Here is a 25,101-nt window from a genome sequence, read left to right on the forward strand (position 1 = left end):
AAGGTCGACGACGCGCGCTGGATCAGCGGCGACACCGTGCGGGCCGACGGCGGCTCGAAGCTCTGAGCCTCTCCACCAGTATCGGGAGGGTGAGTCGATATCGAGGTCAGTCGTACCAGCAAAAACGGCAACTGGTAAATCTCAGTAACAGACCTGGTAAGGGGAGTCGACGCACGGATTTTGGTAATACAGCGGCCGCACGGCCGCGCCTCCTATCGCGGCTTCCGAGGCGATACTAGGCAAGGCGCTGGCGTACCAGGCGCCATGATAGGTCGGGGCATGCCAGTAGGTCGCACCGTGGCCTTCATAGACATTTCTCGTCCGGTCGTATCCCGCGCGATCGTCCCCGCCTTCATCGCTACGCATTTCGTGGGCGTCGATATCTCCGCTGTTGAAATCATCGATAAAGACCGCGGCCGGGCCGCTTGCTCCGTTGAGGCTGCCTTCGAGGATTGAAACCTCGAATGTCAGATTGTTGCCATCGAGCCTGGGCGATTTCAGGGTTACCACGGCGTCACTGACTTTAGAGCCATCCCCGCCGAGCACCGATACCGTGGCGTTCGGGGGATCTTTCGCGAAATTGTTCTTTCCCTCGTCCCATTGCATGATGAACTGCTGGGTGGCGACGTGACCTGCAGCCCGTACCGGGCGGTCAGCAAACAGGATCGAGTTCGCCGAAACGCCGGTCAACGTCAGCTTGTTGTTTTCCAACGTTGCGCCTGCGGAATTGATGACAGCCAGCGATGGCACAGGTCCTGTCGGCGTCACCTTTCCGATCGTTTTCTCCAGCGGGAAATGTGGCTTGACGTTCGCATCCTGAGCAAGCGTTGCACCGGCTGCGTAGCAGAAACCGCCGGCAACCAAGGCAACATAGGCTAGATTTCTAGTGAACATGGTAGATGTCCCTCTTTATCCGGTTCATTTTTCAAATTGCCAGGTGCCGCGTGCCAAGATGGCGCTCAGCCATTTCTCGTGGAGCATCTCCGCCAAACCGATTTTCTTCTTCGGCGGAGAAAGAGGCGTGACCCCAACCGCGACGCTGTCAGCGATAGTTGGCGGCCGATGGCCAATCAGGCACGGGGCTTGGGTTATCACCCTCCGTCGATGGTTTGTGAGCCAAAATTCGACCCTTGCCTATTGTCCTTTGGGGCACAGACGTGACGAAAAACTCAAATGCTGTATTGAATGGCGCAATCAGTAGAGCTGCCCGAAACAGGCGATGCCCGTCCGTTCGGCAACGCTCTTAGACTGGAGTTTTCGAGAGCTGTGATGGGGCCGCTGGCAAGATCGCAGTCGCGGACTAAGGGTGGTGGGACATTGTTTCAAATTAATTTCATGCGGTTATGGAATAAGTGAAAATATGCCAGCCCGATAATGGCGGGCTGAGGCACAGCGGATGCAACGGTCGGAGGAGCGCATGACGACGTCGAAGGATAAGGCCGAGCAGCCGGACTGGCTTGAGGCGGAACTGGCCGACACCATAGATGAGGACTATGAGCTCGAGCTTTCCGAGCCGGCGCTTTCCGAGGAAATTCGCAAGATCTATCGAAAGGCACACCCGCCTTCGATGCCGCGCATCGACTATTTTCGGGCACTGCTTACACTTCAAGCCGAACTGATCAAGTTGCAGGACTGGGCCGTCTACCACAAAGAAAAGATTGTGGTGATCTTCGAAGGCCGCGATTCAGCCGGCAAGGGCGGCGTGATCAAACGCATCACCCAGCGGCTCAATCCGCGCGTCGCGCGGGTGGTGGCGCTGCCGGCTCCTTCCGATCGCGAAAAGACACAATGGTACTTTCAGCGGTACGTGCCGCATCTTCCAGCCGGCGGCGAGATCGTCCTCTTCGATCGGTCCTGGTATAATCGATCTGGTGTCGAGCGGGTTATGGGTTTTGCGAGCGAAGACCAGGTCGAACAATTTTTCAACGACGTACCCGAGTTCGAGCGCATGTTGGTGCGCTCCGGAATCCGCTTGGTCAAATACTGGTTCTCGATCACGGATGAGGAGCAGCAGATGCGCTTCCTGATACGCATCCACGACCCTTTGAAGCAGTGGAAGCTGTCACCGATGGACCTGCAATCGCGCGTCCGCTGGGAGGCTTATACCAAGGCCAAGGAAGAGACCTTCGCCCGCACCAACATTGCCGAGGCGCCGTGGTACATTGTCGAGGGTAACGACAAGAAGCGCGCCCGCCTCAATTGTATTGACCATCTGCTGAACCAGATCCCCTACGAAGATGTGCCGCACGAGGACATCACGTTGCCGCAGCGGGTGTTCAATCCCGACTACGAGCGCAAGGTCCTGCCGCCGGAACTCTATGTCCCATCAAAATATTGATGGCGGTTTGTAAGGAATTCACCACCAGCAGTCGGGGCAATCGCTCACCTGGTATTCTTTGCCAGCTGCCATTCCCCATCGGCATCCATTTCGACGCGTTTGTTGCCGCGGTAAAAGATCGGTTTTCCTGTGTTCTTGTCCATGGAAAACCGGCTGGGTGAATATTTCGCTTTCTCACGCCCCTGCAAAGCAAGCGCAAGCGCTTCCTTAAATTTCCCATTCTTGCAAAGAGCGATGAAATCTTCTTCATTCATGGAGCATACCCGATTGAGGCTGGACAAGTGTTGCGATGCATAGAGTTGCTATCGGGTCGTGCACGGTCAAATGCAAGGCTGATTTCTTAAATCAGCAAGACTGTCAGAACCTTCGACAACCATCGGCCCAAGTTTGGGCGGTCGTCACATGGAAGGCAAGAACTCGATTCTTGTCGCTGCCCGACGATCAGCCGTTCATGAGGCCTTGGCTTCGAAAGCGGGCGCGAAATCACCCAGTGACTTGGCGCTGAGGATCAGGCCCCCGATATCCTGCTCGACGATCGCTTCAAGGTCGGCGAAGCTGTCGATGACATAGTATATCGGCTGGACGATATCGATCCGGTAGGGCGTTCTGAGGACGCTCAGCAGGTCGAACGGCCGGAATTCGCACGCCTTGCCCTCCATTGCCGCCTTCGTTTCGCTCGGCGATGACACGATGCCCGCGCCAAAGCAGCGTCGGCCTTGTGGTGTATTGATCAGGCCGAATTCAACGGTGAACCAGAAGATGCGGAACAAATGCCAGGAATAGCCCTTGCCGAGGCGAACGGCGGCCTCGCCAAAGCGCCGCACGAAATTGGCGTAGCTCTGGTTGGTCAGCAACGGGCAATGGCCAAAAACCTCGTGGAACAGGTCCGGTTCCTCGATATAGTCGATATGCTCGCGACGGCGCAGGAAGGTTGCGAGCGGAAACTTGCCTTGCGACAGAAGCTCGTAGAAGCGCGAGGGCGGGATAAGCGCTGGCACGCCTTCAACGCCGAAACCGGTGGTTTCGTTCAGGCGCCGGTTGACATCGAGAAGTTGAGGTACCTTGTCCGGCTTGAGCCCCAGGGTTTTGACGCCGTCCAGATATTCGTTGCAGGCCAAGTTGGCCAGCAGCCTCATCTGACGTTCGTAAAGTTCGCCCCATATCGCATCTTCTTCGGCGGTGTAGGCATAGAGGCCGTCCGGGCCGGGCAGTTTGGCGGTGTAGCTGCTTTCCTTGGTCATATGTTGATCCTCCCAGGCACTCCGGTATGCTGCAATTATGCTCCGGCCATGGAGGATTTTCTTTTCTTTCGTGCTGGATATCGCCATGGTATTGGCAAATATTCTCCAATATGGCGCTGAAAATGAAAGAACCTGGGAATTTTCAACGCAAGCTTCTGCAGCTCGTCCAGGCCGATGGCAGCCTTTCGCTGGCAGACCTGGCGGAACGGGTCGGTATGTCGCAGAGTTCGGCCTGGCGGAAGATCCAGGAGCTGGAATCGGCCGGCGTCATCCGTAAGCGTGTGACATTGCTCGACCCCGGAAAACTCGATCTCAAGCTCTGCGTGATCGCGCATGTCACGCTGGAGGATCACCACGAAGAGGCGGTAGCATCTTTCGCCTCGGTCGTGCTGGAGCGGCCGGAAATCATGGAGTGCTACGCGTTATCAGGCGCCTTCGATTATATGCTGAAGATCCGGGCGCGGGACGTGGAAAGCTACGAGGCCTTCATGACCCGCTACCTCATGCGCAACCCGCATGTGCGCACGGTCGTGTCGAGCTTCGTCCTGCGCGAGCTGAAGTTCTCGACGGAACTGCCGATCTAGAGCAATTCCAGAAAAAGTGCGAAGCGGTTTTCCGTCCGGGATCGCAAGAAGACAAGAGGATAGAGCGGTTCTGCGTTTCCGTGAAAGGGCTGGAACCGCCCGCGCGTCGAACCGTTCGCGCGTCGCCAACTCAGCGCGCACCATCGCCATGCCAGCTACTCGGTATGAGCACCGGAAGGCCTTCAAATGTCTTGAGCGTATCGAGGACAATCGAAGTCTTCACGTGCTGCACCGACTCGTGGGGCAACAAAACGTCGTTGACGAATCTCGAAAGATCGTTGAGCCCGCGGGTTGCTACCTTCAAGTGATAGTCCATTTCACCGGTCAGCGCGTAGGCTTCAAGAACTTCCGGTAGCCCGCTGATCAGTTGGGAAAATCGTTGGGCATTGTCCCTGTTGTGGGTGGCGAGCGTTACGGAAATGACCACCAGCATTTCCAAACCCAACTTTTGCCTGTCCAAGTTGGCCTGGTAACCCCGGATATATCCTTCAGACTCCAGCCTCGTCCGCCGGCGCGAGCACTGCGAGGGCGAAAGCGCGATCCGTTCGCCCAACTCGTTGTTCGTCAACCTGCCGTCTTTTTGGAGCTCCTGGAGCAGACGCAAATCGAACTTATCGAGCTGTTCATCCATTGCACGAAATCCCTGTAATCCTCACGAATCGTGCATAATTTCATCCTTAACCATCAAGAATGCAAGCACACTGCATGCGTTTTGGATCACACTTTGCATAGTCGAAATGCAAATTTCTCTGGAGGAGAAAATGGGTCCTTTTCCGCATGATGCGCCGCCGCCGGAAATCAGCGCGGACAATCCGGCCGGCACCGATGGCTTCGAATTTGTTGAATTCGCTCACCCCGAGCCCGAAAAGCTGCGCGAGCTCTTCACACGCATGGGTTACATCGCCGTCGCCAAGCACAAGACGAAAGACATCACCGTCTGGCGGCAAGGCGACATCAACTATGTCCTGAATGCCGAACCGGGCAGTCATGCCGCTCGTTTCGTTGCAGATCATGGTCCCTGCGCCCCGTCGATGGCCTGGCGCGTCGTTGACGCCAGGCACGCCTTCGATCACGCAGTTTCAAAAGGAGCCGTTCCCTACGAAGGGGATGACAAGGCGCTCGACGTCCCGGCAATTGTCGGCATTGGCGGCTCACTGCTCTATTTCATCGAGACGTATGGCGAGAAGGGATCGGCTTACGACGCCGAGTTCGAATGGCTCGGCGAGCGTGACCCGCGTCCCCAAGGGGTCGGCTTCTATTATCTCGACCATCTGACGCACAACGTCTTCCGCGGCAACATGGACAAGTGGTGGGATTTCTATCGCGAGCTGTTCAATTTCAAGCAGATCCACTTCTTCGATATTGATGGGCGCATCACCGGCCTGGTGAGCCGCGCCATCACGTCGCCCTGTGGCAAAATCCGCATTCCGCTCAATGAATCGAAGGATGAGACGAGCCAGATCGAGGAGTTTCTGAAGAAATACAAGGGCGAGGGCATCCAGCACATCGCCGTTGGAACGGAGGATATCTACGAGGGTACCGACAGGCTTGCCGACAGCGACCTCCGCTTCATGCCGGGTCCCCCGGAGACTTATTACGACATGTCCTATGAACGCGTGAACGGCCATGACGAACCCATCGAACGTATGAAAAAACATGGTATCCTCATCGACGGCGAAGGTGTGGTGAATGGCGGCATGACGAAGATCCTGCTTCAGATTTTCTCCAAAACCGTCATTGGCCCAATCTTCTTCGAATTCATCCAGCGCAAGGGCGACGAAGGCTTTGGTGAGGGCAACTTCCGTGCCCTTTTCGAGTCGATCGAGGCCGATCAGATCAAGCGCGGCGTGATCGGTACTGCGGCGGAGTGATCTTTCGGCGACCCCTTTGCATGGGCGGGGTCGCCCTCAGTTTTCCGGGAGGAATTGAGTAATGGAACAAACGGTAACGCAGGGGTCCGAGCGTCAGAACTCGGCGGCGGAGCAGCTGCAATACATGCCGGGGTTCGGCAACGACTTCGAGAGCGAGTCGCTTCCCGGTGCTTTGCCGCAAGGCCAGAACAGCCCGCAGAAATGCAACTATGGTCTTTACGCGGAGCAGCTTTCCGGCTCACCTTTTACCGCCCCTCGAGGGACGAACGAAAGGTCATGGCTCTATCGCATTCGCCCAAGCGTGCGCCACACCCGCCGCTTTTCGAACGCTTCCTATGCGCTCTGGAAATCCGCGCCCTGCGTGGACGACCATTCGCTTCCTCTGGGCCAGCTTCGCTGGGATCCCGTGCCGGTGCCAAACGAGAGGCTGACGTTTCTCGAGGGAATGCGAACGATCACGGCCGCAGGCGATGTGATGACCCAGACGGGGATGGCCTCACATGCCTATGTCTTCAACGAGGACATGATCGACGATTATTTCTTCAATGCCGATGGCGAATTGCTCGTCGTTCCCCAGGTCGGCGCGATCAGCGTATTCACCGAAATGGGCGTCATGGACCTCGAGCCCTTGGAAATATGCGTCATTCCCCGCGGCATGATGTTCAAGGTGATGCGCAAAGGCGACGAGAAAGTCTGGCGTGGATATATTTGCGAGAATTATGGCGCCAAATTCACGCTGCCGGATCGCGGGCCGATCGGCGCAAACTGCTTGGCTAATCCGCGCGATTTCAAGACGCCCGTTGCTGCCTTCGAGGACAAGGAAATGCCTTGCCGCGTGCATGTCAAATGGTGCGGAAAGTTTTATGTCACGGAAATCGACCACTCGCCCCTCGACGTGGTCGCTTGGCATGGCAACTACATCCCTTACAAATATGACCTGCGGACATTTGCTCCGGTGGGTGCGATCCTCTTCGATCATCCCGATCCGTCGATCTTCACGGTGCTGACGGCGCCGACAGAAAGTGCGGGTACAGCGAATGTCGACTTCGTGATCTTTCCGCCGCGCTGGCTGGTCGCCGAGCACACCTTCCGTCCGCCTTGGTACCACCGCAATATCATGAGCGAATTCATGGGCTTGATCCACGGTCAATATGATGCAAAGGCAGAAGGCTTCGTGCCGGGCGGCATGAGCCTGCACAACATGATGCTTCCGCACGGACCGGATGCGCAAGGCTTCGAAAAGGCATCCAATTCCGAACTTAAACCCGTGAAACTGGATCACACCATGGCCTTCATGTTCGAGACCAGGTACCCGCAGCAACTGACCAAATACGCGGCGGAGCTTGAAACGCTGCAGGACAATTATCTGGAGTGCTGGGACGGTCTGGAACGCAAGTTCGACGGAACGCCGGGCATCAAGTGAAGACCGGCCACGCATCCTCCGACACTGGAATTGGGCTATGAAGCTTGCGACGTTGAAAGACTCTACAAGGGACGGTCGGCTCGTCGTCGTCTCCCGCGACCTTACTCGCTGTACCGAAGTCGGTCACATTGTCCGCACGTTGCAGGCAGCTCTCGACGACTGGGAGCATGTGGCTCCGAGACTTCAGCAGATTGCCGAGGGTATCGAGACAGGAGCCCAGCCGACGATCAGGTTCCACGAACATGACGCCGCGTCGCCTTTGCCGCGAGCCTATCAGTGGGCCGACGGCTCGGCCTATGTCAATCATGTTGAACTGGTACGCAAGGCGCGGGGTGCCGAGATGCCGGAGAGCTTCTGGGTCGATCCGCTGATGTATCAAGGCGGCTCGGACAGCTTCCTTGCGCCGCGCGATCCGATCGCCATGGCTGACGAGGCCTATGGGATCGACATGGAGGGCGAGGTCGCCGTTGTTGTCGGCGACGTTGCCATGGGTTCAAGTCCGGAGGTTGCCCGGAGCGCCATCCGTCTGGTGATGCTCGTCAACGATGTGTCGCTGCGCGGTCTCATCCCGCAAGAGCTGGCAAAGGGGTTCGGCTTCTTCCAGTCCAAGCCCGCATCGGCATTTTCTCCGGTCGCGGTCACGCCGGACGAACTCGGAGAGGCGTGGGACGGCGGCAAGGTGCATCTTCCCCTGCTCGTGACCTTGAACGGCAAGGCATTCGGCAAAGCCAACGCCGGCATCGACATGACATTTGATTTTGGCCAGTTGATCGCCCACGCAGCCAAAACCCGCAATCTTGTGGCCGGAACGATCATCGGCTCGGGAACGGTTTCCAACAAGCTGGACGGCGGGCCGGGCAAGCCGGTCGAAGACGGAGGAGACGGCTATTCTTGCATCGCCGAGATACGGATGATCGAGACCATTGAAACCGGCTCGCCGAAAACTCCATTCCTGCGGTTCGGAGATCAGGTCCGCATCGAGATGAAGGATCGCGCCGGGCATTCGATCTTCGGGGCGATCGAACAGACGGTCAAAAGATATGGAGAACTGAAGCCGCAATGAATGAGGTCGTTCTCTACGATTACTGGAGATCATCGGCAAGCTACCGTGTCCGCATCGCGCTCAACGTGCTTGAGATTGGCTATAAAACTGTGTCGATCAACTTGTTGGAAGGCGAGCAGAGGAGCCCTGACTATCTGGCGCTCAACCCGCAGGGCTTCGTACCTACGCTGGTGATCGATGGAAAGACGCTGACGCAGTCGCTCGCAATCATCGAATATCTGGCGGAGCTTCGGCCGGAGTGTGGGCTGATGCCGACGGATATCGCAGACCGGCAGCACGTGCGGGCACTCGCTTACGCGATCGCTATGGATATCCATCCTATATGCAACATGCATGTCGCAGCCTATGTCATGACCATAGCGGGTAAAGCCGACGCCCGCGAAGAATGGATGAAGCACTTCATCGCGGATGGACTTCGCAAACTGGAATCAATGCTGGGCGAATTCGATGGAGAATTCAGCTTTGGAGATCAGCCGACGATGGCGGACCTTTGTCTTGTTCCGCAAGTCTATAACGCTCGCCGCTGGGGCGTGGACATGGCCGATTTCCAGCGCATCGTCGATATTGATGCCAAATGTGCCAAATTACCGGCGTTCCAGACCGCGCATCCGGACCGCGTCAGACCGTAACGGAAGACGCGAACCCTAAGGAAATCCGGGGCCGCCGTGGTTCACCGCTCAGGGCGTCTCCCTCGCCAGTTCGGCCTGAACGCGGTATTCTGTGATTGACGGGAGAAAACAGCAAAAGTCGGGATTGGGAGACCACCTATGCAAAAGCTTGTTCTGGTAGCCGTTGTCGCGTCTTTCATCACGGGTCCTGCATGGGCCGTCGAATGCACGCCGATCACAAAAAAGCAGGTCGAAGGACTCTTCGACCGCTGGAATTCCTCGTTGGCAACGCTCGATCCCGAGAAAGTTGTCGAGAACTACGCTCCGGACGCGGTTCTCCTTCCGACGGTGTCGAACAAACCGCGCCTGACGCAGGAAGAACGCAAGGCCTACTTCAAGGAATTCCTGAAGAAGAAGCCGCAAGGTAAAATTGACAGCCGGACCATCAAGATCGGTTGCAATAAGGTGACCGACACTGGTCTCTATACGTTTACGATGGCCGATGGAACGAAAGTGCCGGCCCGCTACACCTTCACCTACGAAGTCGAAAACGGAAAGTGGCTGATTGCGTCGCATCACTCTTCGGCAATGCCGGAACACAAGAACTGAGCTGCTATCTCTGGAGTGCTGACCTCACTTGCCAGGCAGTTTGCAACTGTTCATCTAGATTTTCTCGGCCGTGATGCTCGCGCCTTCACTCGAGTGCTGTCTTAATTTGGGCGTCCGGCGACAACACACGGGACCAACCATGGAGCGTCCCGCGGTATTGGCGCAAGGGGCCGTTCATCGCCCCTATCCTGGAATTTCTCAATGTCGTACGCGGTGGCGCAGCTTTCGGCGCAGGTCATCGGGCAGCCCACCGCGAGGTCCGTTCCACGGTGAGGCAGGACGGCCAGCCGTGATGCCCGACAAAGCAGCTCCTTTTTTCAGATGGCTGTAAAGCCGTTATCCACGAACAGGTGCGCGCCATTGACGAAACGGGATTCATCGCTTGCAAGGTAAAGTGCTGCCCGCGCCACGTCTTCAGGTTCGCCGATGCGGCCCTGTTGGGCGGCAATGGCTGCGTCCGACACATCAACGCCCAGCGCCTGAAGCTCTTTCACCTCGCGCAAGCCATGCGGTGTGCGAATGAAACCAGGGCAGACGGCGTTGCAACGGATGTTGCGGTCTCGAAATTCGACACCGATAGCGCGCGCAAACATATGAACTGCGCCCTTCGTGGTGTCATAAAGCACCTCCATCGGCGTCGCCGCCACGGCTGAAATCGATGACGTGCATACGATGGAGCCGCCGCCCGCTGCAATCATCCCCGGAAGTACTGCGCGGGTCATGAGGAACATCGAGCGGACATTGACGGCGTGTAGCCAGTCCCATTCCTCAAGCGTCGTCTCCAGGAACGGTTTGATGACGATCGTTCCAGCATGGTTGAAGAGCACCGTGACTGGCCCGAACTTATCCTCGACCCCCTTCACCGCGGCCGTCACCGCTGTTTCGTCGGAAACATCCGCTACCCAATAATCGGCAATGCCACCGGCGTCGCGAATGACTTTTGTGGTCTCAGCGGCCGCGTCGCCGTTTCGGTCGATGATCGCAACTTGTGCGCCTTCGGCGGCAAAGAGCCGAGAGGATGCTCCTCCCATCCCGGTCGCTCCGCCGGAGATGATTGCGATCTTGCTCTTTAACCGGTCAGCCATGTCGTTGCCTTGCCCATGTTGAGTGTCGCTGATGCTGCCGTCGATACGGCAACCTCGATGTTATCGCCAATCCATCGCGGACGGCAACATCGGCAGGCGGCGATCACGCCGATCAAATGTTTCTTGCTGCATCGGCTGTCAACGCGTTCTCCGGCGTACCGGAAACGATGATCTCCAAGACCTCGTGCTCATCCGTGTTCTTGACGTAGCGGTCGCCGACATATTCACCGCGCTTGAGGACCATAACGCGATCACCCACAGCAAAAATATCGACCAAGCGGTGCGAGATGATGATCTGGGCAACGCCTTGTTTCTTCAACTCCAGCATGGTTTCAAGCAGCCGTTCCGTCGCCATCACGGAAAGGTTGGCGGTCGGCTCATCGAGTATCACCACGCGCGGGTCGAACGAGATCGCCCGGGCAATCGCCACGGATTGCTGTCGCCCACCCGACAGGCTCTCAACCTTTTGATAGACGGAGTTCACGTCGACTTTGAGCCGCTTTAGCACGCTGTCGGCTTCCGCATACATCTTCCTGCGATTGACGAAGAGGCCTTTGAGCGGCCAGCGGCCAAGAAATATGTTCTGGCCGACGTCCATGTTCCCGCAAAGCGCAAAATCCTGGTAGATCATTTCGATGCCGACATCGCGGCTCTCGTGCGGGCTTTTGAAGTGTACCGATTGCCCGGCAACAAGGATTTCGCCGGCGTCCCGCTGATAGGCGCCGGTCAGGATCTTCATCAGCGTCGACTTGCCGGCCGAATTGTCGCCGACCAGGCCAAGAATTTCCCCGGGATAGAGCACGAGGTCGACTTTGCGGAGCGCCTGTACAGCGCCGAAGGCTTTTTCAATGCCCCGCATTTCCACAATCGGCTGTAGTGGTGTCGCGTCAGCCATGGATGCTTTCCCCTGTTCGCGCGCCTTTTGAGAGGAGCGCTCGCAGGCGTCCGAAAAGATTGGCCTGGCGCACCCATATATCGATCAGTACCGCGACAATGAGGATGACGCCGATGAAGACATTGATCCAGTGCTGCGGCATGCTGAACCCCTGAACATTAAGTTGTAGGAGCGCCCGGACGAGCGTGATGACGGCCGCGCCCGCAAGCGAGCCGATCATCGTGCCATAACCACCAAAGATCGATCCGCCGCCGATGATCACCGAGGCTATGGCGTCAAGCTCGCGGAACTGACCGGCGACCGGGTTGAAGCTGCGAAAGTACGCGACGTTGATGATCCCGGCCATGGTTGCGCAGAGCGCCGCCAGCATGAGCGAGAGGAAGCGCACACGGTTCGTGTTGATGCCGGCGTAAGCGGCGGCGCGGACGTTACCACCAGCGGCGAAGACCTTCAGCCCGAATGGCGTATAGGCAAGTACGATGCCGGCGATGAGGGCCACGAAAAACATCCACATCGTCTGCACGCTGACGACCTCGGCCACCGTGCGAATGATCCCCGGCGGCAACGCCACGCCGAAATGAAGGAGAATGTCATTCATCTTGCGACCGAGAAGATTGTAACCCTCGGGCCAGCCTGTCAGTTGTTGTCCTGCGACGAACCAGGCAGCCAGTCCTCGCGCGATGTAGAACATCCCCAGCGTGGCGATGAAGGCAGGCAGTTTGAAGCCGACTGTGACGACGGCGTTGACGAGCCCGGCGACCGACCCGGCAAGCAGGCCCATCGCGATAGCGGTAAGCGGATCGGCGCCCACCACCTTCAGGAAATAGGCCGCGGTACTGCCTGCAAGCGCAAGCACCGCGCCTACGGAGAGATCGATGTCGCCGGCTGCGATGACATAGGTGAGCCCGACTGCAATGATGGCCAGTTCCGTATAGTTGAGCAGGATAGCGAAGGTATTGGACAGGTTCCACCAGTAGTCCGGCCTTAGTGCAAAGCCCGTCAGCCACAGCACGATAGTCAGGATAATGGCGAGAGCATCGCGCCGGGCAAGAAACTTGCCGAATCCTGTGGCCGACAGCGCTGTGTCGGTCTGCATGGCCCCCTTGGTCTGGACGCCCTCCAGTGCTACGCCGCCCGTCTCATGGGCCTGCGGCGGTGGCCGGCGGCGGAGCCACGCCCAAAATCGGGCGGCCGCTTGGCGCCGAATGAGGAAAGGTTCGATAAGCACCGCGATGACGAGAAGGAGGCCAAGGAAAACCAGCACAGCGCCCGCGGGCAGTGTGAACTTGGCGCCCACCGCAATGCTTTCACCGTCGATAACGACAGTGCGCGTGATCGGCCAACCTTCGCGCAACACTTTGTCGATCAGGACGACGACCGCAGTGCCGAGGCACGATCCGATCACACGCCCGCGCCCGCCAAGGATCGACGCGCCACCAATGATGACGGATGCAATAACGGTGAGTTCCCAGCTGACCCCATAGAGTGGGGTTACGCCCTTGTCCTGCGCGGCCGACAGCAGAGCCGCAACGGTCGCGCAGAGCGATGAGAGCAGATATGCACGAATGCGCACCCAGCGCGTGCGAATGCCGGCATAGGCCGCCGCCTGCTCATTTCCCCCGGTGGCGAAGGTTTCGTAACCCCAGCGGGTCTTGGCAAGCACATAGGCCCCGACCACGGCAATGAGGAAGAAGATCGCAATCTGGTTGTTGAAGCCGAGGGCATTCGTTTCGCCGAGGTGAAAGAACAGCGGATGGTCTTTGGCCTTGTCGGAATAGTAGATTGCCTGCCCGTGCGTGAACGCGAGCACGAAGCCCCGACCGATGAAAAGCATCGTCAGCGTCGCTATGAACGCAGGCACCCTCAGGATCGTAACGAGCACGCCGTTGAGCAGGCCAATCATCGTGCCTAAAAGGATACAGAGGATCACGGACGTGACGACATCGAAGTCCAGAAAGCTCGGGGCAAAAAGCCTGGCAAAGACCACAGCGACCAGGCCGTAAGTTGAACCAACTGAAAGATCGAGATCCTTGTTGGCGATAACAAACGTCATTCCTACTGCGATGATCCCCACACGGGATGTATCGCGCAGAAGCGCATGGAGAGCCTCCGTGGATCCGAAAAAGGCCGGATTGACGAGAGCCCCGCCAAGGTAGAGCAACGCAAGGAAAATCAGGAGCCCGACCTCCCAGCCGCCGGCGAGCTGAGGTGGCGCACGGCCTAGCGATGTCGTGGTGGTAAGCCCCATGGTGTCTACCGGTCAATCCTTGCCGCCGCGAGGCAGGAGGGCTCGCGCCCTCCCGCATTCATTCCAGATGGTCCGAGCGCTTAGTTTTCGAAGCGCTTGCCAACCTTTGACACCGTATCCTTCGTCACGAGCTGGGCGCGTGTGTCGAGATTGGCAGCTGCAATGCCGCGATCGATTTGCAGATACAGCTGCATGACAGGCCAAAAGCCCTGCAGGAACGGTTGCTGTCCCAGCGAGCCGGTCAGATTTCCAGCGGCAATACCTTCCTGCTGTGCCGGGCCGAGATCGAAGCCATAAGCGCAGAACTTGCCGGTCCAACCCATCTGTGCCACCGCCTTGACGAGCGGAGGTGTAAAGACGTTGTTGGCTGTGAAGGCTCCGACCACGTCGCCACGGGACTCGAAGAGCGAAACGAGTGCATTGACCGGGTCGTTCGGGTTCGTGTCGATGCCGACGTTCTCCGGACCGGCATCAACTTTGAAAGCGTCGAGTTTGCCGGCGTCCTTCAGCGTCTTGACGATTGCGTTGAAAGCAGCAGTCACGCGGTTATTCACCTCAATGTTGCCCATGGCAGTCGAGGATGGCAGGACAATCGTGCCGCTGGGCTTGCCGCTCGCAAGCACGCAATTTGCGAGCGCCTCACCGCCGATTGCCGCGGCCGATGCATCCTGTCCTGTATGGCTTATGCCATTCCGGTGCAGAATGTTCGCATCGAACGAGTTGGTCGTGGCGACCGGGATGCCAGCCGCCTCTGCGGCCTTGACGATATCATTGTAGGCGCCGACCTGCGGCGTCGTCATGATAATCCCGTCGATTGTTGGGTCTTGAACGATCTGGTTCAGGATCTCGATCTCGCGAGCTGGATCGTCCACAGGCGATTCCGAACCGAGCAACAATATCTTGGCACCGATCATGTTGCCTGCGACGGTTGCGCCGACATAGACAGGGTCAAAAAAGCCATTGCCCGCCGTGTGCGTAACGATTGCGAAGGTCAAATGACCATCAGCCGAATGGAAGTCTTTCGTGCCGGGGGCTTCCTTGGCGGCTTCAGTGAAATTGTAGCCACCAACCGCCTTTTCCACACTGCCCGACTGCGCAAATGCATGCGAGACGCCGAGCGATAGTACCGCGGTCGATGCCGCGTACAGCAAAATTCGCCTCATGTTAGGTCCTCCCTTGAAGTAAGGGAGAAAAGCCGTTCGAGCGCAATTACTGAGAGTGGGGCCGAAGGGCTTCCTCCCTTTTGCTGATATTCTACGCAATTCTAATACAAGTAAACGGCGAACTCATCGTATTGGCGAATTTGTTCGCCGTGGAAACACCCGATGATCGTTTTTTGCGGGGTGGTCGATGCAAGATTTGGTCGTCGGGAAGGCTTAAAACCCGGCGAGTGAAGCGTGGCATGGCGGTTGCCGTCGCCGCCCGACGATTTTGGCACCGGCCAGGAACAAACTGCCATAGGCGACTTCCTGGCCAGACGCATGCAGCTTACATCATGACGCAATGCTACATTGCCGATGGCGGCGGCAATGTCATGAGTTGAACGCTGAGCCGTGTTCTGTGATGGCCCAATGCCACACGCAGGCATATCATCCGGCAATGCGGTTTCATCAATAGGCAATCAACCGTGAGGTCTGGAGGAGTGGAATGAAGGCTGTACGCTTGGAGTCGATCGGGTCTTTGGTCATGCGCAGCATTGAGAAACCGGTTGCTCGATCGGGTGAACTGCTTGTTCGGGTCGCGGCAGCCGGCATCTGCGGCTCCGATCGCCACATGTTCAAAGGCGAATATCCGACAGCTATTCCGGTAACGATGGGCCACGAATTCTGCGGCATAGTGGAAGAGGTCGGCGAGAACGTTACACGGTTTACCGGCGGGGAACTTGTGACTGTGGATCCGAATATTTCCTGCGGCATCTGTCCGGGTTGCGCGCAGGGACGACCGAACTTGTGCGAGAGCCTGACCGCCATCGGGGTGACGCGAGACGGCGGCTTTGCGGAATATGCAGCGGTGCCGCACCAGCAAGCATTCATCCTTCCCGCCGACCTCGATCCCGTTCATGGCGCCTTCTGTGAACCGCTTGCTTGCTGCATTCACGCCATCGATAAGGCACAGATCCGTCCGGGCGACGGCGTCGCTATCCTGGGAGGGGGAGTGATCGGCCTGCTCATGGTGCAACTAGCCCGCCTGGCTGGCGCAAGTCGGGTGATTTTGATTACTCGGCAGCAATCGAGACGTCAGGTCGCATTGCGCCTGGGGGCCACGCACGCCTTCGACCCGAGCTCTTCAGACCCAGTCGCTTCTGTTCGAGAGGTCACCAAGGGCGGCGCAGACGTCGTCATCGAGTGCGCCGGTGTCGCCGAAACGCTTCAAAGCGGCCTGAGGATGGCGCGGCGCGGCGGCACCTTCGTGCTTTTTGGGGTAACGCCAGCGGGTGTCGAGGTGCCTGTTCTGCCTTTCGACCTCCTCGTAAACGAAGTCGATATAAGGCCCGCCTATCTCAACCCATTTACCCATTCGCGCGCAGCGGCAATGGTCGCGAGCAAGACGTTGGAATTGGACGCATTGGTAACCAAAACCATAGGTCTCGAGCAGATCGCCGACGTGGTGGGCAGTGCGCCATTGTCCGGCGAGATTAAGGTTATCGTCCAGCCCTAGCTTCGGACAACGCCATTAATCCCGGTCAGCCGCGCGCTTGCCAATCCCGGACGCGTGAACGAGAAGACACGCGTCAACATCGATGCCGCTGCCAAACAACTGGCCTATACGCCGAATGCCATGGCCCGCGGCCTGAGGGTCGGCAAATCCAACACCATCATGATCATCCTGCCGGGATCACTCTATTACGGTGTATCCCAGATCATTCCGCAGGTTCTGCAAAGCATCAACAGAGCTCTGATCCAGAACGGTTACGATCGGATGATTGCCAACCTGGATCGCGACCCAGCAGAAAGACGTCACCGGATGGTGGAGGCGAATAGCTGAGAACGAGCTCGAAGAGATCAAGGAACCCACCAACGGCTGGAGCGCCCATAGGCGTCTTAAGTGTGCCGCTAACTGGATCGTTGCCCAAATGGCCGGATGCTGAGGCCTGAGCTTCGAGATCATCAACGGACGTGGGGTGACGCGACGGCATGACCACCGCCGCGTCACTATATCAGCTAGTGCGTGGCTGGCTCGAGGTACTGGCGCAGACTGGTATTTATCTGGTCGATAGCAGCCTCGGTGGAAGGCACATTGCGGATCGCGTTCAATAGCACGAAGTCATGAATCGTGCCGTTATATCGAATCGCGGCGACGGTCACGCCGGCTTCCTTCAGTTTCCTTGCGTAAGCCTCGCCCTCGTCGCGCAGCGGATCGTTCTCGGCGGTGATGACGAGCGCCGGCGGCAGGCCTTTGAGTTGGTCAAGACTGGCGCGCAGCGGCGAGACATAGGGGTTGTCGCGGGTTTTGGCGTCGGGGGCATAGAGATCCCAACCATATTTCATGAATGCCCGTGCCAGGAAGCGGTCGTGTCCATACTCGCGGTAGGAACCGGTATCGACGCTTGCATCGGTCGCCGGTATGAGAAGCGCCTGGAAGCTGATCTTCGGGCCTCCGCGATCCTTGGCCATAAGGGCGAGGGCTGCCGCCATGTTGCCGCCTACCGAATTGCCCGCCACGGCGATCCGGTTGCCGTCCGCGCCGAGTTCGTCAGCGTGTGCCGCGACCCATTTCAGTACGGCATAGGACTGATCCAGCTGCGTGGGAAAACGCGCTTCGGGCAAGGAAGTATATTCGACGAACACGCCGACCTGGCCGGAGCCGACCACCAGGTCCCGCAGAAGGCGCTGGTGGTTTTGGAAGTTGCCTACGATCCAGACGCCGCCATGAATGAACAGCAGCACGCCGGGTTTGGCGCTGACGTGCTCAGGCTTCATAATGTAGATCTTCACCGTCTGACCATCCTGGGTGATGGTCTGCTCGGTCGTGTTCACCCCCGACATGTCAACGGGGGTCATGTTCTGAAGGCCGGTCAGGATCTCCTGGGGTTTTGGCTGCGGCAGTTCCCAGAAGGGGCTCGGATCCTTGTTTATCTCGCCAAGGAACGAGCGGACCTGAGGGTCGATCCGAGGGTCGGTGGCGGCGGCCGGAGCCGCATGAACGGGTTGAATCATAAGGCTTACTCCGAGGCTGAGGGTTGCGAGTGAGGACAAGAGTTTCACGGTCATTCTCTCCGAGAAGGTTGCACGCAACCGCACTGATAGTCCGCAGGCTGGGACTGCCGCTTCTGTCAAATGACCAGTCCGATGACAGATCGGCGATTAGTTCGCTGGATGGTCCGCACCGGCAAGAATGGAACGGAGTCGAGACCGCGATGTGACGCCGGTTTTCGAGAAGATCCGGTGCAGGTGGTAGCCGACAGTCCGGTGAGAGATATAAAGTCTCGCGCCGATCTCCTTGTTAGAAAGACCGTCGGCCGCGAGCTGCGCGATGTGAAGCTCCTGCGGGGTCAGCTTTTCCCACATGTACTCCTTTCGTCGCCGACTGGATTCGCCTGAAGCGCGCAGCTCCTCTCTCGCGCGGTCGCTCCATGGCGAAGCGTCGAGCGCATCGAAGATATCGCGGGCCTCTCGCAGCGGGGCCCTCGCATCGGCGGACCTGCGCTGGCGGCGCAACCACCCGCCGTAGGCGAGGAGAAGACGCCCGTGCAAGAACGGCCATTTCTTCGCGGTCGGCCCAAGGCCCTGTAAAAAGAATTGCTCGGCATCCGCAGGAGCAGCAAGGAGCGCCCTGCAATAATGCAGCATCGTCTCGACCCACGGCACCGGCCTTGGAGCCGAGATGCGCTCGACCTCGTCGACGACACTATAGGCGGCCTCGGCATTGCCAGAAAAAACCGCGGCTTCCACGAAATCGGCGAGACCAAGGAACTCGATGCCGGTGTTAAACGCTGGATCGGCCGGCGCGAAAACACCTTTCAGCTGCTCGTAGGCTTGCCAATGCTGGCCTGCTCCGATGGCGGAAACGCCTCGTGCGATCTGCAGCAACACCCGCATGTAGTTGGCGCCGATAGACAGAAGGAGTCGGTCCGCTTGCGCGGCATACGCTTCCGACTGATCGAGATTGCCTTGCATTCCCGCAAGCTTGGCTTTCAGAATTGCCGCCCCGGCGATCCACAAAATCCCACCGGTCTCTTCGGCGAGTTGCCCCGATTCTTCGGCTTCCCTCATCGCGCCCGTCCAGTTGCCGGATTCCATCTCGGCCCATCCCTGGGCAAGAAGTACGCGCGCGAGTTCGCCGAGCCGCCCCTGCGCGCGTAGCGTTGCGCTGAACTGGGTAAGAAGGCTTGCGCCAAGATCGAAAGCCCCAATGACATTGGGGATGGTTCCGAGGATGCGGGCGGTCGCAGGATCGCTCCTGGCTATTTCAGAAAGCCCCTGGAGCTTGGTGCTCACGTCGTATCCGCACCGAAGCGGTTCGACATAGGCCGATATTGCAATCAAGCGAGGGTCGGTCTCTGGCAATCCCAGCCGATTTGCCGCAACGAGAACCTTTTTCCGGATTTCGTCGCTTGCGTTGCTCCACCAACAGCGTTGCGCGGCGCGCCAAAGGAGATTGATTGCCAAATCCTTGGCGTCGGCAGAGCGGGCCTGATCGGCAAAGCCTATCAAAGCGGAAACTTTCGCCGGATCCCCTACAGCAGGGGGCTGGCTGATCTCGCGGCACCAGCCAATCCGCACGGGCGCAATCTTGTCGGACTCGTCTATATCGGCCTGACGCAGCAGACGCTCCAGAAGTTCCGGCTGTCCGAGGTCAGCGGCGAGTTCGGCGGCGCGCAAAAGCCGGTCGCTTCTGGCCCTTGCCGTGCTGCTCAGTTGTGCTGCTTTCTCGAGAACCTCAATCGCCATGGCCACCGCACCTTTCCGCAGTGCCCGGGCCGCCATTCGATCGTATTCGCCCGCCAGTTCGTCGTCTGGTCCAATGGTCGCCGCCGCTCGATGCCATAGATGGCGATCCAGTTGATCATGAACAGTTGCCGCCAGCGCAGCATGGATCCTTTGTCGCGTTGCCAGATCGGCCGCCTGGTGCATCGCCGAACGCACAAGCGGGTGTCGAAACCGCAGCTCCGTTTCGTCAATCTCGATCAGCTTGACGGCGATCGCCGGCGCCAAGGCATCGACCCCCACCCGCTCGCCCAACACGGTTTCGCCGGCGGACAGGATTTCATGGAGCGATGTCCCGTCGCTTTCTGCCGCCACGAACAGCAGCGTTCGGGTCGTAGCCGGAAGATCGGCCAGACGGTCTGAGAAGGCACGCTCCAAGCGCTCGGTCAGTGGAAGCCACCTTGTATCTCGAGCGTCCTGTGCCCGCTTGTCGCGAGGCAGCTCCAAAAGCGCCAGGGGGTTGCCGGAAGCCTCTTTGAGGAATCGGCTGCGCAGGTCGGCAGAAAGGCCTGGCGCATGGGCGTCCAGCAGGCGCTCGGCATCGGCATCGGCAAGTCCCGATAGCCGGAGCCGCAGGGTGGAGGCATCCCCGAACGAACGGTCGAAGCCGTCGCGCATCGCCACCAACAGAACGACGGGATCCGAACTCAATCTGCGCGAGACAAAGGCCAGAACGTCATAGGTTGCCTCGTCCAGCCACTGGGCATCGTCGGCTATAAGTAAGATAGGTTTGCGTGTCGCGCTTTCAGTGAGAAGAGACAAGGTCGCGAGTGCCACCAGAAAGAGATCGGGCGCGCCCATCTCATCGTCCATGCCGAAAGCTGCCAGTAAGGCAGATCGCTGCCGCGGGACCAAGCCTTTGGTCAGCTTCATCATCGGGCGTAATGCCTGCTCAAGTGCTGCGAACGGCAAATGAACTTCGGCCGGGACGCCGGTCATACTCAAAACCGACATGCCGCGTACGCTGCCTCGGCGCTTGGCGGCTTCAAGGAGCGCAGATTTCCCAATCCCAGGTTCGCCGCTGATTACGACGGCCGATCCGCCTTGATCGATCCGCTCGATCAGATGATCGATCAGGGCAATGTCTTGTTCTCGGCCCTGTAAGTCGCGGGGCGCCGAGCCCGCGACACCCGCGCGCTGTTTCTCTAGGGGCAAGTGCTTCCTTTACGCACGCTTGGCCATCGCTTAACCATTGGTGACGCTTCACCGTTTCTATGACCGCGTTGGACGCATGCGAACTAATTGACACCAAATTGGTGTTCTCAGTCAGTGGGACCAGGGACATAGTGCCCCCAGTTCACTCTGCCACCCACAAGCTGGTCCGTAAAGTTCGCTTTTGGTTGTCGCTTGACAGCAAACTGTGAGAATGCGGCTGTTCCAGCCAGGTTTGACATTTAGGGACGAGAATCTCAGATCGGGCATGGTTCTTCCGAGCGCAATCAGGCGTTTTCCGGACTCCACACGAATAAGCGTCTCCAACGCTTGGCGGACGAGCGCCGCGGTATGGAAGGCCTGACGGAACCACACGAGAACGTCATTCCCATTCGTGTCCGGCCGCAAGCAGCCAGTCCCGAAGCATCTCGGCCTCGGGGGAAAGGCTCTTCGCCTGGATCAGCCAGTAAGCCTTGTCCGTATCCGAGGGCGTATCGAAGAGCGTTATCAGCGAGCCTCGCGCGATCTCGGTCGCTATCAGCGCCGTTGGGCAAAGGCCGATGCCCTGACCGCCGATCACCGAGCCGATCATCAGGTTGAAATCGGCAAAGATCGGGCCGGCCTTGGGCGCGGTGATGATGCCGACGGCGGAAAACCAGCGTGCCCACGCCTCGGTCGTCTCGTCGTGCAGGAGTTCGGAAGCGAGTAGATCGCCTGGCGTTTTGAACGGACCGTGGCCGGCAAGGAACTCCGCCGAGCATGTCGGCCTCGTTTCGGCATTCAGCAGTTCAACCGCGCCGGTGTTCGGCCGCACGCCGTGGCAGATCAGGAGATCGGCGTTTGCAGCTTCCGGCGTCCTCGCCTCGAGCGCATAAAGAATGTTGATCCGAACGTTCGGAAAAGCTGTTCTGAATCTCGGCAGTTGCGGGATGAGCCATCGAGTGGCCACTGAGGGGATGCAGGCGACGCTCACGGGCCGACGCTGCACCGCAAGCTTCAACTGTCCTGCGACAGCCTCGATATGCGTCAGGCCGTGCGTGACGGCCGCGCCGAATTCCCGGCCGGCGGCGGTCAGCGTCACGCCGCGCGGGTGCCGGACAAACAATCGCACATTAAGCCAAGTCTCCAGCGTCCGGACGTGCTGGCTGACGCCGGCTGGTGTCAGGGTCAGTTCCGTGGCTGCCCTGACAAAGCTTCCGTGGCGCGCAGCCGCCTCGAAGGCGCGCAGCGAGGCGAGAGGAAGATTGCTCATAAAGGATGACTAAGCGATACTTAGTCATAGGGCAAGAAGGTTCACGCTTGTCTGCCGCCGCCGCCCCGCTAAAAGTCTTCGGCAGTGATTGTTGAGGCCAAGCGGCGAAAGCCCGGCCTCTGCCAGCAAAGCGGGAAGACCAGAATGCAGAAACCATCCATAGTGTCAGCTCCAGCCGATGCTGCCGAACGGCGGGCCAAGCCGCCGGTGGTGGTCTATCCGGTCGAAACGCTGCCTGCTGCCGACCTCGGCTTTCTGGACGCTGCACGACAGACGCTGACGAAGGTCAGCGAGGTCTTCGTGCCGCCGCGCGAGGCGCGCACCTTCCATGTTCCTCAGGGACATTTCTTCCGCATCGTCAGTGTGGACGGCCCACAGGTCGGCGATCTCAACCTCTGGAGCGCCGGCGATCTCTCCGAACGTTTCTTCAGCGGCAAGACGCGCGCCTTGCACGCCACCCATGTCGGGATCGGCGACCGGCTGTGGAGCACCTTGCCGCATCTAAAGCCCATGGCGACGATTACGCACGACACGCTCGGCTGGTACGGTTGGGACGAGGACGGTGCCGGCGTCCACGATGTCATCGGCACGCGCTGCGATCCCTATACCAACCGTCTGCTGAAGGGCGGCAACTATCATCACTGCTGCCATTCGAACCTGACGCGGGCCCTGGCTGCCGAGAGGAACATTCCACTCCAGGATGCCGAGATGCATGTGCATGACGTGCTGAACGTCTTCATGTGCACCGGCTTCACCAAGGACACACATCAGTATTTCATGAAGGCCAGCCCCGTGCGGCCAGGGGATTTCATCGAGTTCTTCGCCGAGATCGACCTGCTAGGCGCGCTGTCGGCCTGCCCTGGAGGAGATTGTGGCATGACCCACTCCAGCGACACCGCCGCCTGCTATCCGCTGAAGGTCGAAGTATGGAAGGCGGATCCTGCGACGCTTGCGAACTGGACGCCGCCACAGAGTAATCCCTATCCACGAACACATGGTTAGACGGCGGTTAGGCTTCTCTTACAGTTTGCAGCTTTCGCTCAAAATACTGTGGCGAATTACCTCGCCGGCGTCGGAGGTGGCGTTTGACCAGCGTTGCTACGCTTCCTGATTGGGGACCTCGCCGTGGCCAAGAAGATGCGCCGAGGATCGCCAGGCGTGATGGACAATCCGGTCGAACCGCCGAGCAGTCTCGATCCGCGTTAAGGCATCTGCTGCAGTCAACTCGCCCGCTGCAACGGACGCAAGTGTCGCGGCGCGATAGTCGCGCTGCAGGTCGTCGAGTTCCCATGCCGCGCCTTCCATTTCCCTCAGAGCCCTGGCGGTCTCCGCTGAGACGTTCCAGCCGATAGGGGATGCTTTCGCGCTAAGGGCAGTTTCCGAGGTGATTGAGCCGCTAATTTCCTGTGCCGCTCGCATGGCCTTCCTGCACAGTTCGGTGAGACGAAGGTCATCACCGGCACCCGCTGGAGATCCTGGGAGAACCCCATCTGCCACGACCTCGGCCAGGCGTGAGGCGTGATCGAGCGCGTGTAATATGCTCGTCAGGTGCAGCCGCTCACCCTCCGTTTCCGGGGGCTGTTTCAATTCCGACAGGAAGTCTCGCACCTCTTCAAGTGTGGCGGCCGTTTCCGCGCCCTGTGCCGAGCGGCTGGCGCCATCCGAAAGTGCGGCTGAAACCGAGGCGGAGGTTGTTTCGAGGACAGTCGCGACGACACGACGGGCGGTCTCAATGGCGATCACCGGACTGGCGAGTGCGCTCGCATCGAGCGCACGTTGAAGCGCTGTTTGCCTTGAGGGTAGAAGGCGCTCCACAATACGAGTGAACCATTGCGTTGCGGGAAGCAGCACCGCAACGCCCACAACGTTATAGGCCGTGTGGTAGGCGGCAAGGAGCGTCATCCCGTCAATCGACGAAGAAAGTGATTTCATCAGTGCTGCTGTGAACGGAAAGGCGGCGATCGCGATAAGCGCTGCGATCAGTTTGAAGAGTACATAGGCAAGCGCGAGGCGTTTGGCCGTCGTGCTGGCACCAATTGCAGCCAATGCGGAACTGGTCGCCGTCCCGATATTCTGGCCGATGATCAGTGCCGCACCCTGTTCCAGGTTTATTGCTCCCGCGAAGAAAGCTGAAATCGTCACTGCAATGGAAGCCGTCGAGGATTGCATAACCGCGGTCATCGCAAGGCCGACGATTATCAGGATCACGAGCCCAATCGATCCTTCTGTCCAACCCACTCCCGCCGTGCCAAGCACCGCGGGGAGGTCAGACGGATGCAGTGTCGCGGCAAGATCACCCATACCCTGTTGAAGGGTCGTCAGACCGTAGAGTACGAGCGAGAAGCCTGCGAGCGCGCCGCCCGCTGCCGCGATCCGGCCGCTCCCGAGTAGCTTGGCCAATGCTCCGATGAATATCAACGGCAGCGCGTAGTTCGATAGTGAGATCCGCACGCCAATCAATGCCACCAGCCAACCCGTTCCCGTCGTGCCGACATTGGCGCCGAACACAAGGCCCAGTCCCTGCGGAAATGTCAGAAGACCAGCGCTGACGAGGCCGATTGTCGTCATCGTGACGGCGCTTGAGGACTGAACGAGGAGCGTGACGAGCGCGCCCCAGAAGGCGCCGGAGAGCGGTGTAGCCGCCGCTTTACCAAGGACGATTCGGAGGGCGGAACCGGCCATCGCCTTCAGGCCGTCAGTCATGACGGTCATACCGAGAAGGAACAACCCAACCCCACCAAGAACGGCAATCGCTGTCGACATGACGTCACCCCAGCCTGCGCTTAGGTTACAAACAGGTAATAG

The 25,101-nt window shown here is 58.9% G+C and carries 21 protein-coding genes and 2 pseudogenes; 10 read left to right on the top strand and 13 right to left on the bottom strand.

Annotated elements, in window-relative coordinates:
• Positions 1-141: 141 nt before the first annotated feature.
• The gene (locus FHT86_RS13945) at positions 142-894 is read right to left on the bottom strand and encodes a hypothetical protein (RefSeq protein ID WP_133707398.1); all 753 of its coding nucleotides are present in this window, start codon (positions 892-894) and stop codon (positions 142-144) included.
• 523 nt (positions 895-1,417) lie between these two features.
• On the opposite strand from FHT86_RS13945, the gene ppk2 reads away from it, so the two are divergent.
• Positions 1,418-2,338 carry a polyphosphate kinase 2 gene (gene ppk2, locus FHT86_RS13950; RefSeq protein WP_133707399.1) on the top strand — a complete coding sequence of 307 codons (921 nt, stop codon included), beginning with the start codon at positions 1,418-1,420 and terminating at the stop codon, positions 2,336-2,338.
• A gap of 44 nt (positions 2,339-2,382) precedes the next feature.
• Here ppk2 and FHT86_RS13955 read toward each other — a convergent pair whose 3' ends face one another.
• Together FHT86_RS13955 and FHT86_RS13960 are read right to left on the bottom strand one after the other, a co-directional pair.
• The gene (locus FHT86_RS13955; protein ID WP_133707400.1) at positions 2,383-2,592 is read right to left on the bottom strand and encodes a hypothetical protein; all 210 of its coding nucleotides are present in this window, start codon (positions 2,590-2,592) and stop codon (positions 2,383-2,385) included.
• A gap of 195 nt (positions 2,593-2,787) precedes the next feature.
• Entirely contained in the window at positions 2,788-3,579 is a 792-nt protein-coding gene (locus FHT86_RS13960; protein WP_133707401.1) for a phenylalanine 4-monooxygenase, read from the bottom strand.
• Between the two features lie 122 nt (positions 3,580-3,701).
• Here FHT86_RS13960 and FHT86_RS13965 point away from each other — a divergent pair, with 122 nt between their 5' ends.
• The gene (locus FHT86_RS13965) at positions 3,702-4,163 is read left to right on the top strand and encodes an Lrp/AsnC family transcriptional regulator (protein WP_133707402.1); all 462 of its coding nucleotides are present in this window, start codon (positions 3,702-3,704) and stop codon (positions 4,161-4,163) included.
• Between the two features lie 130 nt (positions 4,164-4,293).
• Here FHT86_RS13965 and FHT86_RS13970 read toward each other — a convergent pair whose 3' ends face one another.
• Positions 4,294-4,794 (bottom strand): Lrp/AsnC family transcriptional regulator, encoded by a 501-nt coding sequence (locus FHT86_RS13970; RefSeq protein ID WP_133707403.1) that lies wholly within the window; start codon positions 4,792-4,794, stop codon positions 4,294-4,296.
• Positions 4,795-4,924: 130 nt separating this feature from the next.
• On the opposite strand from FHT86_RS13970, the gene hppD reads away from it, so the two are divergent.
• The 5 genes from hppD (at position 4,925) to FHT86_RS13995 (ending at position 9,737) form a co-directional block, all read left to right on the top strand.
• Positions 4,925-6,034, top strand: a complete 1,110-nt coding sequence (gene hppD / locus FHT86_RS13975) for a 4-hydroxyphenylpyruvate dioxygenase (protein ID WP_133707404.1) — start codon at positions 4,925-4,927, stop codon at positions 6,032-6,034.
• Between the two features lie 61 nt (positions 6,035-6,095).
• The gene (hmgA, locus tag FHT86_RS13980) at positions 6,096-7,457 is read left to right on the top strand and encodes a homogentisate 1,2-dioxygenase (protein WP_133707405.1); all 1,362 of its coding nucleotides are present in this window, start codon (positions 6,096-6,098) and stop codon (positions 7,455-7,457) included.
• Positions 7,458-7,494: 37 nt separating this feature from the next.
• Positions 7,495-8,520 (top strand): fumarylacetoacetate hydrolase family protein, encoded by a 1,026-nt coding sequence (locus tag FHT86_RS13985; RefSeq protein ID WP_133707406.1) that lies wholly within the window; start codon positions 7,495-7,497, stop codon positions 8,518-8,520.
• The gene (gene maiA, locus FHT86_RS13990; RefSeq protein WP_133707407.1) at positions 8,517-9,149 is read left to right on the top strand and encodes a maleylacetoacetate isomerase; all 633 of its coding nucleotides are present in this window, start codon (positions 8,517-8,519) and stop codon (positions 9,147-9,149) included. The genes FHT86_RS13985 and maiA overlap by 4 nt, the downstream gene beginning before the upstream one ends.
• A gap of 138 nt (positions 9,150-9,287) precedes the next feature.
• On the top strand, positions 9,288-9,737 hold the full coding sequence (locus FHT86_RS13995; protein ID WP_133707408.1) for an SgcJ/EcaC family oxidoreductase: 450 nt from the start codon (positions 9,288-9,290) through the stop codon (positions 9,735-9,737).
• A gap of 317 nt (positions 9,738-10,054) precedes the next feature.
• Here the strand turns inward: FHT86_RS13995 and FHT86_RS14000 are convergent, their stop codons facing one another.
• The 4 genes from FHT86_RS14000 to FHT86_RS14015 form a co-directional block, all read right to left on the bottom strand.
• Positions 10,055-10,822: an SDR family NAD(P)-dependent oxidoreductase gene (locus tag FHT86_RS14000; protein ID WP_133707409.1), complete on the bottom strand. Its 768-nt coding sequence runs from the start codon at positions 10,820-10,822 to the stop codon at positions 10,055-10,057.
• A 112-nt stretch (positions 10,823-10,934) separates the two neighbouring features.
• A complete protein-coding gene (locus FHT86_RS14005) occupies positions 10,935-11,717 on the bottom strand; it encodes an ATP-binding cassette domain-containing protein (protein ID WP_133707410.1) in 783 nt (260 codons plus the stop codon).
• Positions 11,710-13,965 (bottom strand): ABC transporter permease, encoded by a 2,256-nt coding sequence (locus FHT86_RS14010; RefSeq protein ID WP_133707411.1) that lies wholly within the window; start codon positions 13,963-13,965, stop codon positions 11,710-11,712. Before FHT86_RS14010 ends, FHT86_RS14005 begins: the two co-directional genes overlap by 8 nt.
• Before the next feature lie 80 nt (positions 13,966-14,045).
• Positions 14,046-15,128, bottom strand: coding sequence for a substrate-binding domain-containing protein (locus tag FHT86_RS14015; RefSeq protein WP_133707412.1), 1,083 nt, complete (start codon positions 15,126-15,128; stop codon positions 14,046-14,048).
• 484 nt (positions 15,129-15,612) lie between these two features.
• Between FHT86_RS14015 and FHT86_RS14020 the strand changes: the two genes are divergently transcribed.
• Both FHT86_RS14020 and FHT86_RS14025 read left to right on the top strand, forming a co-directional pair.
• Positions 15,613-16,623: a zinc-dependent alcohol dehydrogenase family protein gene (locus FHT86_RS14020; protein WP_133707413.1), complete on the top strand. Its 1,011-nt coding sequence runs from the start codon at positions 15,613-15,615 to the stop codon at positions 16,621-16,623.
• Positions 16,624-16,641: 18 nt separating this feature from the next.
• Positions 16,642-16,926, top strand: a pseudogene (locus FHT86_RS14025) (LacI family DNA-binding transcriptional regulator); the annotation flags it as partial.
• 200 nt (positions 16,927-17,126) lie between these two features.
• On the opposite strand, the gene FHT86_RS14030 reads toward FHT86_RS14025, so the two are convergent.
• From FHT86_RS14030 to FHT86_RS14045, 4 genes and pseudogenes are all read right to left on the bottom strand, one after another.
• Positions 17,127-18,122, bottom strand: coding sequence for an alpha/beta hydrolase (locus FHT86_RS14030; RefSeq protein ID WP_166656821.1), 996 nt, complete (start codon positions 18,120-18,122; stop codon positions 17,127-17,129).
• Positions 18,123-18,269: 147 nt separating this feature from the next.
• Positions 18,270-21,047, bottom strand: a complete 2,778-nt coding sequence (locus FHT86_RS14035; protein WP_133707414.1) for a helix-turn-helix transcriptional regulator — start codon at positions 21,045-21,047, stop codon at positions 18,270-18,272.
• Positions 21,048-21,305: 258 nt separating this feature from the next.
• Positions 21,306-21,395: pseudogene (locus FHT86_RS14040) on the bottom strand (type II toxin-antitoxin system VapB family antitoxin); the annotation flags it as partial.
• Between the two features lie 31 nt (positions 21,396-21,426).
• Positions 21,427-22,296, bottom strand: a complete 870-nt coding sequence (locus tag FHT86_RS14045; protein WP_133707415.1) for a LysR substrate-binding domain-containing protein — start codon at positions 22,294-22,296, stop codon at positions 21,427-21,429.
• Between the two features lie 144 nt (positions 22,297-22,440).
• Between FHT86_RS14045 and FHT86_RS14050 the strand changes: the two genes are divergently transcribed.
• The gene (locus tag FHT86_RS14050; protein ID WP_133707416.1) at positions 22,441-23,298 is read left to right on the top strand and encodes an urea carboxylase-associated family protein; all 858 of its coding nucleotides are present in this window, start codon (positions 22,441-22,443) and stop codon (positions 23,296-23,298) included.
• Positions 23,299-23,394: 96 nt separating this feature from the next.
• Here the strand turns inward: FHT86_RS14050 and FHT86_RS14055 are convergent, their stop codons facing one another.
• Positions 23,395-25,059 carry a Na/Pi cotransporter family protein gene (locus FHT86_RS14055; RefSeq protein WP_133707417.1) on the bottom strand — a complete coding sequence of 555 codons (1,665 nt, stop codon included), beginning with the start codon at positions 25,057-25,059 and terminating at the stop codon, positions 23,395-23,397.
• Positions 25,060-25,101: the final 42 nt, after the last annotated feature.

Origin of the sequence: Rhizobium sp. BK313 (assembly GCF_014193655.1) — a bacterium.
GTDB lineage: Bacteria > Pseudomonadota > Alphaproteobacteria > Rhizobiales > Rhizobiaceae > Rhizobium.

What these genes read in the sequence shown, in the direction of transcription:
- FHT86_RS13945 (WP_133707398.1), bottom strand. Translation starts at nt 894, where the DNA reads ATGTTCACTAGAAATCTAGCCTATGTTGCCTTGGTTGCCGGCGGTTTC.
- ppk2 (WP_133707399.1), top strand. Translation starts at nt 1,418, where the DNA reads ATGACGACGTCGAAGGATAAGGCCGAGCAGCCGGACTGGCTTGAGGCG.
- FHT86_RS13955 (WP_133707400.1), bottom strand. Translation starts at nt 2,592, where the DNA reads ATGAATGAAGAAGATTTCATCGCTCTTTGCAAGAATGGGAAATTTAAG.
- FHT86_RS13960 (WP_133707401.1), bottom strand. Translation starts at nt 3,579, where the DNA reads ATGACCAAGGAAAGCAGCTACACCGCCAAACTGCCCGGCCCGGACGGC.
- FHT86_RS13965 (WP_133707402.1), top strand. Translation starts at nt 3,702, where the DNA reads ATGAAAGAACCTGGGAATTTTCAACGCAAGCTTCTGCAGCTCGTCCAG.
- FHT86_RS13970 (WP_133707403.1), bottom strand. Translation starts at nt 4,794, where the DNA reads ATGGATGAACAGCTCGATAAGTTCGATTTGCGTCTGCTCCAGGAGCTC.
- hppD (WP_133707404.1), top strand. Translation starts at nt 4,925, where the DNA reads ATGGGTCCTTTTCCGCATGATGCGCCGCCGCCGGAAATCAGCGCGGAC.
- hmgA (WP_133707405.1), top strand. Translation starts at nt 6,096, where the DNA reads ATGGAACAAACGGTAACGCAGGGGTCCGAGCGTCAGAACTCGGCGGCG.
- FHT86_RS13985 (WP_133707406.1), top strand. Translation starts at nt 7,495, where the DNA reads ATGAAGCTTGCGACGTTGAAAGACTCTACAAGGGACGGTCGGCTCGTC.
- maiA (WP_133707407.1), top strand. Translation starts at nt 8,517, where the DNA reads ATGAATGAGGTCGTTCTCTACGATTACTGGAGATCATCGGCAAGCTAC.
- FHT86_RS13995 (WP_133707408.1), top strand. Translation starts at nt 9,288, where the DNA reads ATGCAAAAGCTTGTTCTGGTAGCCGTTGTCGCGTCTTTCATCACGGGT.
- FHT86_RS14000 (WP_133707409.1), bottom strand. Translation starts at nt 10,822, where the DNA reads ATGGCTGACCGGTTAAAGAGCAAGATCGCAATCATCTCCGGCGGAGCG.
- FHT86_RS14005 (WP_133707410.1), bottom strand. Translation starts at nt 11,717, where the DNA reads ATGGCTGACGCGACACCACTACAGCCGATTGTGGAAATGCGGGGCATT.
- FHT86_RS14010 (WP_133707411.1), bottom strand. Translation starts at nt 13,965, where the DNA reads ATGGGGCTTACCACCACGACATCGCTAGGCCGTGCGCCACCTCAGCTC.
- FHT86_RS14015 (WP_133707412.1), bottom strand. Translation starts at nt 15,128, where the DNA reads ATGAGGCGAATTTTGCTGTACGCGGCATCGACCGCGGTACTATCGCTC.
- FHT86_RS14020 (WP_133707413.1), top strand. Translation starts at nt 15,613, where the DNA reads ATGAAGGCTGTACGCTTGGAGTCGATCGGGTCTTTGGTCATGCGCAGC.
- FHT86_RS14030 (WP_166656821.1), bottom strand. Translation starts at nt 18,122, where the DNA reads ATGATTCAACCCGTTCATGCGGCTCCGGCCGCCGCCACCGACCCTCGG.
- FHT86_RS14045 (WP_133707415.1), bottom strand. Translation starts at nt 22,296, where the DNA reads ATGAGCAATCTTCCTCTCGCCTCGCTGCGCGCCTTCGAGGCGGCTGCG.
- FHT86_RS14050 (WP_133707416.1), top strand. Translation starts at nt 22,441, where the DNA reads ATGCAGAAACCATCCATAGTGTCAGCTCCAGCCGATGCTGCCGAACGG.
- FHT86_RS14055 (WP_133707417.1), bottom strand. Translation starts at nt 25,059, where the DNA reads ATGTCGACAGCGATTGCCGTTCTTGGTGGGGTTGGGTTGTTCCTTCTC.